The organism is Cryobacterium sp. TMS1-13-1 (assembly GCF_004403125.1).
GTDB classification, from domain to species: domain Bacteria; phylum Actinomycetota; class Actinomycetes; order Actinomycetales; family Microbacteriaceae; genus Cryobacterium; species Cryobacterium levicorallinum.
The window spans coordinates 133,698-145,234 of record NZ_SOGX01000005.1; the positions used below are offsets into that span (position 1 = coordinate 133,698).

General features: G+C 64.2%; 12 protein-coding genes. 11 read left to right on the forward strand and 1 reads right to left on the reverse strand.

Translation table 11 applies throughout. The annotated features are described in order from the left end of the window. The 9 genes from pgsA (at position 1) to dapF (ending at position 7,759) form a co-directional block, all read left to right on the forward strand. Complete coding sequence (gene pgsA, locus E3T31_RS04460; RefSeq protein ID WP_092449901.1) at positions 1-594, forward strand: CDP-diacylglycerol--glycerol-3-phosphate 3-phosphatidyltransferase; 594 nt, start codon at positions 1-3, stop codon at positions 592-594. Next, entirely contained in the window at positions 587-1,156 is a 570-nt protein-coding gene (locus E3T31_RS04465; RefSeq protein ID WP_134467655.1) for a CinA family protein, read from the forward strand. The genes pgsA and E3T31_RS04465 overlap by 8 nt, the downstream gene beginning before the upstream one ends. Before the next feature lie 156 nt (positions 1,157-1,312). Beyond that, a complete protein-coding gene (locus E3T31_RS04470) occupies positions 1,313-1,636 on the forward strand; it encodes a helix-turn-helix domain-containing protein (protein ID WP_092449897.1) in 324 nt (107 codons plus the stop codon). A gap of 103 nt (positions 1,637-1,739) precedes the next feature. Next, entirely contained in the window at positions 1,740-1,964 is a 225-nt protein-coding gene (locus E3T31_RS04475) for a DUF3046 domain-containing protein (protein ID WP_134467656.1), read from the forward strand. A gap of 317 nt (positions 1,965-2,281) precedes the next feature. Further along, entirely contained in the window at positions 2,282-3,427 is a 1,146-nt protein-coding gene (gene recA, locus E3T31_RS04480) for a recombinase RecA (protein WP_134467657.1), read from the forward strand. A 39-nt stretch (positions 3,428-3,466) separates the two neighbouring features. Further along, positions 3,467-4,183 carry a regulatory protein RecX gene (locus E3T31_RS04485; protein ID WP_134467658.1) on the forward strand — a complete coding sequence of 239 codons (717 nt, stop codon included), beginning with the start codon at positions 3,467-3,469 and terminating at the stop codon, positions 4,181-4,183. Positions 4,184-4,259: 76 nt separating this feature from the next. After that, on the forward strand, positions 4,260-5,864 hold the full coding sequence (miaB, locus tag E3T31_RS04490; RefSeq protein ID WP_134467659.1) for a tRNA (N6-isopentenyl adenosine(37)-C2)-methylthiotransferase MiaB: 1,605 nt from the start codon (positions 4,260-4,262) through the stop codon (positions 5,862-5,864). A gap of 23 nt (positions 5,865-5,887) precedes the next feature. After that, a complete protein-coding gene (gene miaA / locus E3T31_RS04495) occupies positions 5,888-6,868 on the forward strand; it encodes a tRNA (adenosine(37)-N6)-dimethylallyltransferase MiaA (RefSeq protein ID WP_241977649.1) in 981 nt (326 codons plus the stop codon). Between the two features lie 9 nt (positions 6,869-6,877). Continuing rightward, positions 6,878-7,759 carry a diaminopimelate epimerase gene (gene dapF, locus E3T31_RS04500; RefSeq protein ID WP_134467660.1) on the forward strand — a complete coding sequence of 294 codons (882 nt, stop codon included), beginning with the start codon at positions 6,878-6,880 and terminating at the stop codon, positions 7,757-7,759. 170 nt (positions 7,760-7,929) lie between these two features. On the opposite strand, the gene E3T31_RS04505 is transcribed toward dapF, so the two are convergent. Further along, a complete protein-coding gene (locus E3T31_RS04505) occupies positions 7,930-8,538 on the reverse strand; it encodes a class I SAM-dependent methyltransferase (protein ID WP_134467661.1) in 609 nt (202 codons plus the stop codon). A 40-nt stretch (positions 8,539-8,578) separates the two neighbouring features. Between E3T31_RS04505 and hflX the strand changes: the two genes are divergently transcribed. Together hflX and E3T31_RS04515 are read left to right on the forward strand one after the other, a co-directional pair. Continuing rightward, positions 8,579-10,159 carry a GTPase HflX gene (gene hflX / locus E3T31_RS04510; RefSeq protein WP_134467662.1) on the forward strand — a complete coding sequence of 527 codons (1,581 nt, stop codon included), beginning with the start codon at positions 8,579-8,581 and terminating at the stop codon, positions 10,157-10,159. A gap of 352 nt (positions 10,160-10,511) precedes the next feature. After that, positions 10,512-11,477, forward strand: a complete 966-nt coding sequence (locus E3T31_RS04515; protein ID WP_174844845.1) for a methylenetetrahydrofolate reductase — start codon at positions 10,512-10,514, stop codon at positions 11,475-11,477. Positions 11,478-11,537: the final 60 nt, after the last annotated feature.

The window sequence follows — 11,537 nt, forward strand, 5'->3', positions numbered from 1 at the left end:
ATGGCATCACCGCAAGCATCCGTCGCCCGTCCGAGCAACTGGAACCTGCCCAACCTGATCACGGTCGTACGCATTCTGCTCGCCCCCGTCTTCATTTGGATGCTGCTGGCGGACAACGGCGCCCACGACGCACTGCGCTGGGCCGCCGCCGTGCTGTTCATCATCGCGATCGCCACCGATGGAATCGACGGCATGATCGCCCGCCGCCACAACCTTGTCACCGACCTCGGCAAGATCCTCGACCCGATCGCCGACAAGATCCTCACCGGCGGCGCCCTGGTCTGCCTGTCCATCCTCGACGAGTTGCCCTGGTGGGTGACCATCGTCATCCTGGTGCGTGAAATCGGCATCACCGTGTTCCGATTCGTCATGCTGCGCGACCGGGTCATCCCGGCCAGCCGCGGCGGCAAGCTCAAAACCGTGTCCCAGTCGGTGTCGATCTCGCTCGCGCTGCTGCCGTTCTGGCTCGTTTTCGGCGAGTGGGTGCACTGGCTCAACACGGCTACCATGACCATCACCCTGATCCTCACCGTGGTGTCCGGCCTCGACTACCTGCTCTCGGCCTGGCGCCTGCGCAAGCACGACGATGCCTGACCCGGCCGAGTCGATCGACCTCCCCGACGTCACCCTTCGCGCCCGCACCGCTTCAGGCGATCTGCAAGCGGATGCAACGGCCGATTTGATCGCGCAACTCACCATTCGGCACCTCACCATTGCGGTCGCCGAGTCGCTGACCGGCGGGCTGCTCGTGGCCGAACTCGTGCGCATCCCTGGGGCATCCGTTGTGGTGCGCGGGGGAGTCGTCGCCTATGACTCGGACCTCAAACGGAGCCTGCTTCAGGTCGACAGCAGCGTGCTCAACGTGCATGGCCCCGTGCACGCCGACGTCGCCAAGCAGATGGCCGTGGGTGTACGCACACTCCTCGCCGTCAATGATGTGCGCGCCGACGTCGGAGTGTCCACGACGGGCGTGGCCGGACCGGGCCCCGATGGTGGCCACCCGGCCGGAACCGTCTACATCGGGCTCTCCAAAGGCACCGGATCCTGGGCGGTGCCCCTGCAACTCGAGGGAGACCGAGCCGAAATTCGCACCGAAACGGTGCGCCAGGCCATCCTTGCTGTGCGTGCGCTGATAGCGCGCGGTGACGCGGAATAGTTCTTGTTACGGGCTGGTTACATCGAAGGAATACACAAGCAAAGTCCAACGTCTTTCGGTTAGTGTCAGCTTGTCAGAGGAATGACGTAGTGTAGGCACCAACTGGAACTCCAATAGTTTGGGCTCGAGTTATTAAGGTATAAGAAGGAGGTTCCGATGATTCTTGTTCGTCAGGAAATCGGCGATGTGCTCAGGGACTTCCGCCTGCAAAAGGGGCGTACCCTGCGTCAGGTCGCAAGCAAAGCCAGCGTCGCGCTCGGCTACCTCAGCGAGGTAGAACGTGGACAGAAAGAAGCCTCCTCGGAGATTCTCGCGTCCGTGGCCGATGCACTGGAAACCCCGATTTCGGTCATCATGCGTGAAGTTGGTGACCGTCTCGCCGTCATCGAGGGAATGGATCAGTTCCCCGACACGGTACCCGACGACCTCGTCACCACGTTCGATTCCGGGCTGATGTCGTTAGACAGCGGCGCGCGCTAGTCGCCCCACCGATTCAAAACAATAAGACCACCGTCGACACCTTGTGTCGGCGGTGGTTGTCTTTCAGGAGTGTGTGTGTTCAGATTCGGGTGGAGGCAGCGCCGTGCGGTTGAGTGAATTTCGCACCGCGCTGAAGGAAGAATTCGGCGACGGTTACGGCCGAGTGCTCACCCGTGACCTCGTGCTCACCCCGCTCGGCGGACGCACGGCCGATCAGGCACTCGCGGCCGGCGTCCCGGCCCGTGACGTGTGGCTGGCACTGTGCGCCGCGGTCGACGTGCCGCGCAGTCGTTGGTATGGCGCCGGCATCCCGGCCCGTCGCCTGTAACAGACTGAACTTCACCTTAGGCCTCTGATTCGACACGCCGTGCAAAATATCCGGGAATGCTCGAATACCTGTTCGGCTTTGATAGGCTCCTCAACAGCAGACGTTCTGACAGGTTCTCCACTGGTCGATCGTGCTCCCGGCCGATGTCGGAGGTGCGGCGTACAGTCGAATTTGTCAGAGAAAGTCGGCGATTGCCTTGTCGAAACGGGCATCGGGGTCTTCTCGATGAGCGGGCCGACAGCCTATAGGCGCCACCATGCACGTCCCGAAGCTCCGTTCAAAGCTAGCGACCGTGCAGAACCCAGGAGATGAAGACCATGGCATCACAAGCGAACCGCGAGAAGGCCCTTGAAACCGCCCTCGCGCAAATCGATCGTCAGTTTGGCAAGGGCTCGGTCATGCGCCTCGGCAGCGACGAGCGTGCCCCCGTTGAAACCATTTCGACTGGGTCGATCGCGCTAGACGTCGCGCTCGGCGTTGGCGGACTGCCGCGTGGCCGCATCGTGGAGATCTACGGTCCGGAATCCTCGGGTAAGACCACGCTCACCCTGCACGCCATCGCGAATGCGCAGAAGAACGGTGGCATCGCCGCGTTCATCGACGCGGAGCACGCCCTCGATCCGGAATACGCCAAGAAGCTCGGCGTCGACATCGATGCCCTGCTGGTCTCGCAGCCCGACACGGGTGAGCAAGCCCTCGAAATTGCTGACATGCTCGTGCGAAGTGGGTCCATCGACCTCATCGTTGTCGACTCGGTTGCTGCCCTCGTGCCGCGTGCTGAGATCGAGGGCGAGATGGGTGATTCCCACGTGGGCCTCCAGGCCCGGCTCATGTCGCAGGCGCTCCGCAAGCTCACCGGTGGTTTGAGCCAGACCAACACCACCATGATCTTCATTAACCAGCTGCGCGAAAAGATCGGCGTCTTCTTCGGTAGCCCCGAGACCACGTCGGGCGGTAAGGCACTCAAGTTCTACGCGTCGGTGCGCCTCGACATTCGCCGCATTGAAACCCTCAAAGACGGAACCGAAGCCATCGGTAACCGCACCCGGGTCAAGGTCGTCAAGAACAAGATGGCACCGCCTTTCAAGCAGGCTGAGTTCGACATCATCTATGGCATCGGAATCTCGCGCGAGGGCAGTCTGATCGACTTCGGAGTCGACCAGGGCATCGTCAAGAAGTCCGGTGCCTGGTACACCTACGACGGCGACCAGCTCGGCCAGGGTAAAGAGAACTCGCGCAACTTCCTGCTCAAGCACCCCGAGATGGCCAACGAGATCGAGAGCAAGATTCTGATCAAGCTCGGCATCGGCCCGGAGGGTATCGCGGCCAAGGCCGCCGAGAAGGCCGCTGCGGCGATTGTCGCCGAGGCTGAAGCGAAGGCTAAGGCAGAAGCGGATGCCGCGGCGGTACTCGATGGTGGTCCGGTCGCCATTAAGACACCGGCAGCGCGCAAGAGCGCCTAACCGCGACCACCGCACGACAACGAAAGGCAGGTCACGGGAATGGTTCACTTCGAACCCAAGAATGACGCAGCACCACAAGCAGACGCCGGCTTGGCTCCCGTGACCTACCTGCCCGGTGCGGCCCCGGGAATGAAGCGCCGCTCGCCGCTGCAGGCAGCGGCTGCCGAACCCGACGCTGCCGAACCCGACGCTGCTGAGACCGACGCCGACGCCGACGCCGACGCCGAAGTCGATGCCGATTATGAGACCGATGCTGACGCCGACGCGTTCGACCAGCGTGAGCGGGCCGAGAAGGTACTGTTGCATCGGCTCCGTGGCCGCTCGCTTTCCACCGTCGAGGCCCTGCTTGTCTTGAACGGCACCGGGGTCGACTCCGGCGAGGCGAGCGAGATCATCGAGAAGTTCATTCAGCTGCAGTACCTCGATGAGGCCAAGCTCGCCGATCAGATCATTCACAGCCACAACGTGCGCAAGGGACTCGGTCGCACCGGTGTTGAGGCTGAAATGCGTCGGCGCAAGCTCGATCCGAGCGTCATGATGGACAAGCTCGAAGAACTTCCCGACGACGAAGCCGAACGCGCCATCGACCTGGCCACCAAGCGCATGGGTCAAATGGAACGCTTCGACGACCAGACCATCGACCGCCGACTCACCGGTTTTCTCATGCGCAAGGGTTACAGCTCGGCCGCCGTACGATTGGCGGTCAAAGCCGCAATGGACAGCCGCGGTGGCGGCTCGCGTGTGCGCTTCCGCTGATGCTGCCGCCCGTTATTCCTGACCGCGCGTCGCACACGGCTCGCACACCGAATTGCTCGCGTAAACTATACCCACTATGAGTATCGTCGCCCCCGCACTTACCCGCCGAACCGTGATCACCCCCTCGGTAGCCGCGATCGACGCCTCGGGGCGTGCGCGTACCTATGAGGTGCGCACCTTCGGCTGTCAGATGAACGTGCACGACTCCGAACGCTTGAGCGGCTCTCTCGAAGCCGCCGGCTACGTCTCGGCGAACGGCGGCGAGGCCGACATCGTCGTGATCAACACCTGCGCCGTGCGAGAGAACGCCGACAATAAGCTCTACGGTAACCTCGGCTACCTCGCCTCGGTCAAGCGCAAGCATGAGGGCATGCAAATTGCCGTCGGCGGGTGCCTCGCGCAGAAGGACAAGAACACCATCCTCGAGAAAGCGCCCTGGGTGGACGTCGTTTTCGGAACGCACAACATGGGCTCTCTTCCGAGCTTGCTCGAGCGGGCCCGCCATAACGGTGAGGCGCAGCTCGAGATTCTCGAGTCGCTCGAAACCTTCCCGTCCACCCTGCCGACCAAACGTGACTCCAGCTACAGCGGCTGGGTCTCCATTTCGGTTGGCTGCAACAACACCTGCACTTTCTGCATCGTGCCCGCCCTGCGCGGCAAAGAGAAAGACCGCCGTCCGGGCGAGATCCTCGCCGAGATTCAGGCCCTCGTCGACGACGGCGCCATCGAGGTCACTCTGCTTGGGCAGAACGTCAACTCCTACGGCGTTGAATTCGGCGACCGCCTCGCCTTCGGTAAGCTGCTGCGCGCGGCCGGCAAGATCGACGGGCTGGAGCGCATCCGCTTCACCAGCCCGCATCCAGCCGCGTTCACCGATGATGTCATCGACGCCATGGCGGAGACGCCCTCTGTCATGCCCCAGCTGCACATGCCGCTGCAGTCCGGGTCCGACCGCATCCTCAAGTCGATGCGCCGCTCCTACCGCTCGGCGAAGTTCCTCGGCATCCTCGACCGCGTGCGTGCACAGATGCCACACGCCGCCATCAGCACCGACATCATCGTTGGCTTTCCCGGCGAAACCGAGGAAGACTTTCAAAAGACCCTGCGGGTTGTTGAACAGGCTCGCTTTGCCACTGCGTTCACCTTTCAGTACTCGATTCGTCCGGGTACCCCGGCCGCGACGATGGCCGACCAGATTCCCAAGGCCATCGTGCAAGACCGCTACGAGCGTCTCGCCGCCCTGCAGGAACGTATCTCCCTCGAAGAAAACCAGGCCGTCATCGGTCGCGAGGTTGAACTGCTCGTCGCCAACGGCGGTCGCAAGGACAGCGACACCCACCGCCTGAGTGGGCGCGCCCCCGACAGCCGGCTCGTGCACTTCGACGTGCCGACCGGTTCGCCACGGCCGCGTCCCGGCGACGTGGTTACGGTCGTCGTCACCCAGGCCGCACCGTTCCACCTGATCGCTGACTCGACTACCGAAGCGCCCCTGCGCATCCGTTCCACCCGTGCCGGGGATGCCTGGGACCGCCTGGAAGCCGAATCCTGCGGCGTTCCGTCACACGGTGGAGCAGCTGGCGGTACTGGTCCGGTCTCGCTTGGCCTGCCGACCATCGGTCTGCGAGTCGAGAGCGGCTCGAGCACCATCCCCATCTACAACGTGAACGACGACGAGCGTTAGGAACGGTGTCGCCTGAGAAACCGGTGCCAGCCGAACCTTTGGGGTCAGTTGCCTCGCCGGTGCTGATCGCGATCGTCGGATCGACCGGCACGGGCAAGTCGGAGTTGTCCCTTGATCTGGCCGAACGGCTGCTCGAGCGCGGCCAGCCGGCCGAAATTGTCAACGCCGATGCCATGCAGCTCTATCGCGGCATGGACATCGGCACGGCAAAACTCACCCTCGCGGAACGCCGCGGTATTCCGCACCACCTGCTCGATGTGCTCGAGGTGACCGCCGAGGCCACCGTGAGCAATTACCAAACGGATGCCCGTGCAGCGGTCACCGAGATCATCGCGCGTGGCGCCGTGCCGATCCTGGTCGGCGGCTCTGGATTGTATGTCTCCTCGGTCGTGTTCGACTTTCGGTTTCCCGGCACTGATCCGGAGCTGCGCGCACGGCTCGAAGCTGAGTTGATCGACATTGGACCCGGCCTGATGTACGCCCGTCTGCAGGCCGTCGACCCGCAGGCTGCACAGAGCATCGGCCCGAGCAACGGCCGCCGCTTGGTGCGGGCGCTAGAAATCGTTGAGCTGACCGGTGCCCCGCACCTGGCCGCCCTGCCGGACGAGCCAGTCTACTGGCGCCCCAGCGTCTTGCTCGGCCTCCGCACCCCGCGCGAACAACTGACCCCTCGGCTCGACGCCCGAGTAGAGCGGATGTGGGCGGCCGGCATCGGCGACGAAGCACGCGGGCTGCTCGCGGGCGGCATCGAAGACGGCGTGACGGCCAGTCGCGCCATCGGCTACGCCCAGGCCCTCGGTCAGGTGCACGGAACGCTCAGCGAGGCCGAGGCAATCGAGGCAACCCAGCAACTCACCCGCCGCTATGCCCGCCGCCAAGTGAGCTGGTTTAAACGCTACGCCCACACGCACTGGATCGAATCCGACGCGGCCGACCGGGTCGATGACGCGCTCGCGCACGTCGACCGCGCCGTGACCGCAGAGTACCCAGCGACCGCCCCGTAAACTGGCAGCATGGGTATCACTTTGAACTTCACCAAGGGCCACGGCACGGGCAACGACTTCGTGCTGTTCGCTGATCCGGACGGGGAGATGGTCCTCACTCCGGCGCAGATTCGCGTAATCTGCGACCGCAGATTCGGTGTCGGAGCCGACGGCATTATCCGTGCCGTGCGCAGCCAGAACCTGCCCGACGGTGCTGCCGCCCTCGCCGAAGACGACGCGGCCGAGTGGTTCATGGACTACTGGAATGCCGACGGCACCGTCTCGGAAATGTGCGGAAACGGCATCCGTGTCTACGCCAAATTCTTGATCGAAAACAACCTTGCCGAGCTGTTGCCCGGTGACACCCTCATTATCGGCACCCGCGGCGGCGTGCGCGACGTGCAGCGCAACGCCTCCGGTTTTCAGGTCGACCTCGGTCGGTGGAAGCTCGACGGAACCGAGCCGCTCGTGCGCACCAAGAACCTGCCCGTGGCCCGTCCGGGCCTCGGCATCAACGTCGGCAACCCGCACACGGTCGTCGCACTCGCCGACGACGACGAGCTGGATGCCGCTGACCTAACCTTCATTCCGCAGCTCGACCCGGAACCTGTCGGCGGCGTCAACATCGAATTTGTGGTGCCGAACGATCCGCTCGTCGTCAACGGCGTTGGGCGGTTCCGCATGCGCGTGCACGAGCGTGGCAGCGGCGAGACGCTGTCGTGCGGCACCGGAGCGGTCGCGGCGGCCCTGGCTACCCGGCACTGGGCCGGGAAAGCGGCACCGCACCAGTGGCGGGTCGAGGTTCCCGGCGGCGTGCTCGGGGTACGGATGTTCCCGGCCGAGGATGGCGAGCACGTGTCGCTGTCCGGGCCGGCGGAGCTGGTGTTCGACGGGGTTCTGAACCTGGGCTGACGCCGGTTTCTGGAGGTGGGGCCGGGCCGGCGAGTCATCCGCTCCTCGCTCAAACATTCAGACCTGCCGGGAGGCCTCCGCGAAAAGTGTGCGGAAACCTCCCAAAAGACCCGACATTCGCAACCCCGCGGAAAACCCCGCCGCCCCGGCCGGTTGACCGGAATTTGGGATTAAGAGCGGTGCACCTGGAGTACTCGGAAGCCCTTGCTGATGGCCTCGCGGGTGGTCTCGAAGGTGTCGGGGAGTTCGGCAGCGAGCCAACGCTGGAGTGAGTCAGAGCCGAGGTTTCGCTGGATGACGAGCCAGGCATCCGCTTCGGATTCGAGGCGGGGCAGCCAGGTCTGCATGAGGCCGTGCAGCTCGTCCTTCCCGACGCGGATGGGCGGATTCGACCAGATGGTGCGAAAGCTGATGTCTGCGGGCACGTCAGCGGCGAGCACGGCCTTGACGTTGGTCAGGCCGAGGGTCGCGGCGTTGGTGCGCACGAGGTCGAGTGCGCGCTCGTTCACGTCCACGGCCCACACGGTGGCCTCGGGGGAGGCCAGGGCGAGATGCAGCGCGATCGGACCCCAGCCGCAGCCGAGGTCGAGAAAATGACCGGTCAGGGGCGGCTCGGGGACGTATTTCAGCAGTACCTCGGTGCCGGTGTCGATGTGGGCGGGGCTGAACACCGAGTTGGCGGTCGTGAGTTCATGATCCTGCCCGTGCAACTGCACTGTGATCTGGCGGGTTTTCAGTACGGTGCCGGGCGCCGGAGAAAAATAGTGGTCGGACGACATAGGAGGAACCTTTCAACTTCGTTGAACTAAGGTTAATGGGATGAATGATCCAACGGCGCCCCGCGGCAACGACGCAGTAGAAAACGAGCCCGTAGATCCGGCACTTGACGCCGATGATGTCGTGGCGCGCGTGTTGGCCAGCGCCGACAGTAAGGCTGCCGGCTATTCCCTGTTCCGCAGCGGATCGGCTCAGGCCCTGCAAACGCAGGCCTCCGGTGAATATGACGGCAGCGACCACGACGGTGACCAGTCCGAACGTGCCGACCGCAACGCCCTCCGGCGCGTCGGCGGCCTCTCCACCGAGCTTGAAGACGTCACCGAGGTGGAATACCGCCAGCTGCGCCTCGAAAACGTGGTCCTGGTGGGCGTCTACACGCACGGCACCGTCGACGACGCCGAAAACTCTATGCGGGAACTGGCCGCCCTGGCCGAGACCGCCGGAGCAACCGTGCTCGACGGTTTGCTACAGCGTCGGGCCACCCCCGACCCCAGCACCTACCTGGGCAAGGGCAAGGCCCAGGAAGTCGCCGACATCGTCAAGGCGCTCGGCGCCGACACCGTCATCGCCGACACCGAACTCGCTCCCAGCCAGCGGCGTGCCCTCGAAGACGTGGTGAAGGTCAAGGTCATCGACCGCACCGCCGTGATCCTCGACATTTTCAGCCAGCACGCCAAAAGCCGGGAGGGCAAAGCGCAGGTCGAACTGGCTCAGATGGCCTACATGCTGCCGCGCCTGCGTGGCTGGGGTGACTCGATGTCTCGCCAGGCCGGTGGCCAGGTCGGTGGTACCGGGGCTGGAATGGGCTCGCGTGGACCCGGTGAGACCAAGATCGAACTCGACCGTCGCCGCATCCACACCCGGATGTCTAAGCTGCGCAAGCAGATGGTTGAGATGAAACCCGCTCGCGAGGCCAAACGCGCCAACCGCAAGCGCAACTCCGTTCCCTCGGTCGCAATCGTCGGTTACACGAACGCTGGCAAGTCCAGCTTGCTGAACCGCATCACCAAGGCCGGAGTGCTCGTCGAGAACTCACTCTTCGCGACCCTCGATGCCACCGTGCGAAAGTCGACGACCGCCGACGGCCGCCTGTACACCCTCACCGACACGGTCGGCTTCGTGCGCAACCTACCGCACCAACTGGTTGAGGCGTTTCGTTCGACCCTGGAAGAAGTTGCCGATGCCGACGTCATCGTGCACGTGGTGGACGGCTCCCACCCCGACCCGGTCGCGCAACTGGCGACCGTGCGCGATGTTATCTCCGAGGTCGGCGCCCGCGACATACCCGAACTGGTCGTCTTCAACAAGAGCGACCTGATCAGCGACGATGACCGGCTTGTGCTGCGCGGCCTCGAGCCGAAGGCGACGTTCGTCTCGGCCCGAACCGGTGAGGGTATCGAAACCGTGCTTACCGCGGTGGCGCTGTTGTTGCCGACGCCGCAGATCGAACTCGACCTGCTCATTCCCTACGATCGAGGCGACCTCATCGCCGTGCTGCACGATCAGGGCCGCATCGAGGCGACCGAGTACGTGGAAGCCGGTACTCACGTGACGGCGTTCGTCACCCCCGAGATCGAGCCCCAGTTCGCCCCGTTCGTGATTCTGTCCGCGCTCTCCGCCTAGCTTCGTTTGGTCGCTGGACTACGACCGCGGTGGCCTGAAGCGTTTTCGCACTGACGCTGCGGTCGGCCGAATTCTCGCCGACATTATCACGACGACGAAGCTCTCTGCTCCGCATGCCTTCGTCCGTGCCCGACAGCTGCCGGGGGACGGCAACGATGACACGAACTGTCATATTCGCACCGCTTCGTGTTGGTGTTGTTACTGTCTAATCAATCGTTGCCGACGGAATTCATTCCCCGGCATGGAGCGACAGCCGAGCCCGGCATCCGCCCGCGAAGAACCGCCAGCATGCTGGCGTGTCCGCGGCCACCCGGCCATCACCCGCTGTACTGCTTCTGCCGAATGAGGAACCATGACCACGACAGGAATTTCCGCGTGTAACGCCCGCCCGGCGTTCTCGTTCGAGGTGTACCCGCCCAAATCGGCGGCCGCAGCATCCGCTCTAATGAGCACTATCGACCACCTGGCCGCCGCCGGCCCCGAGTTCATCTCGGTCACCTACGGCGCCAACGGCTCCTCGCGCAACTCTTCTTTGGACGTGCTGCGCTACATCAAAGACCACACCGAAGCGGATGGGATGGCGCACCTCACCTGCGTCGGCTCCTCGCACGCAGACGCGAGCCGCCTGATTCGGGAGTTCCTCGACGCCGGCATACGCAGTTTTCTGGCCATTCGCGGCGACGCACCGCAGGGCGCGGTCGAAGGCGACAACACTTTTCTCGGCGATCTGCACAGCGCGGGGGAGCTGGTGCAGCTCATTCACCGCGTGCAGACCGAACGGGTGCCGTACATCGAGACGGTGATTCCGGGCCTGCCCGGCGCCCGCGGGGTGAAAACGGAACGCAGCAAGGTGCGCATCGGGGTCGCGGCCTTTCCGAACGGACACCCCAACTCCCGGTCGGTCAGCCAGGACATCGACACCCTGCTGGCCAAGCAAGCAGCTGGTGCCAACCTCGCCATCACCCAACTCTTCTTCCATGCCGACGACTACCTGAGCTTCATCCAGCGGGCTCGCTCGGCAGGGGTGCTCTTTCCCATTCTTCCCGGCATCATGCCGGTGACCAGCCCGAACCGGTTGCGCCGAATTCTGCAGCTCTCCGGGGAGAAGCTGCCGGCGGAACTCTGCATCGAGCTCGAGGTTGAACCGACCGAGGAAGGGCAGCGCCAGATCGGCATCGACTACGCCGTGCGCCTCGGGCAGGATGTGCTTGCGGGCGGCGCCCCCGGACTCCACCTCTACGCCTTCAACCAACATGACACCGTGCTGCAGGTTCTCGAGGGGTGTGGGGCACTTCCGGTGCCGGCAGCCATGCTCTAGGCCTCACGCCCGCTTCAGCGTGCAGGCCCCCAACACGTTCGTTATTTTCCACCATTCCAA

Bases quoted from the DNA above. Each gene is read 5' to 3' on its own strand.
- pgsA (WP_092449901.1), top strand. From the start codon at position 1: ATGGCATCACCGCAAGCATCCGTCGCCCGTCCGAGCAACTGGAACCTG.
- E3T31_RS04465 (WP_134467655.1), top strand. From the start codon at position 587: ATGCCTGACCCGGCCGAGTCGATCGACCTCCCCGACGTCACCCTTCGC.
- E3T31_RS04470 (WP_092449897.1), top strand. From the start codon at position 1,313: ATGATTCTTGTTCGTCAGGAAATCGGCGATGTGCTCAGGGACTTCCGC.
- recA (WP_134467657.1), top strand. From the start codon at position 2,282: ATGGCATCACAAGCGAACCGCGAGAAGGCCCTTGAAACCGCCCTCGCG.
- E3T31_RS04485 (WP_134467658.1), top strand. From the start codon at position 3,467: ATGGTTCACTTCGAACCCAAGAATGACGCAGCACCACAAGCAGACGCC.
- miaB (WP_134467659.1), top strand. From the start codon at position 4,260: ATGAGTATCGTCGCCCCCGCACTTACCCGCCGAACCGTGATCACCCCC.
- dapF (WP_134467660.1), top strand. From the start codon at position 6,878: ATGGGTATCACTTTGAACTTCACCAAGGGCCACGGCACGGGCAACGAC.
- E3T31_RS04505 (WP_134467661.1), bottom strand. From the start codon at position 8,538: ATGTCGTCCGACCACTATTTTTCTCCGGCGCCCGGCACCGTACTGAAA.
- hflX (WP_134467662.1), top strand. From the start codon at position 8,579: ATGAATGATCCAACGGCGCCCCGCGGCAACGACGCAGTAGAAAACGAG.
- E3T31_RS04515 (WP_174844845.1), top strand. From the start codon at position 10,512: ATGACCACGACAGGAATTTCCGCGTGTAACGCCCGCCCGGCGTTCTCG.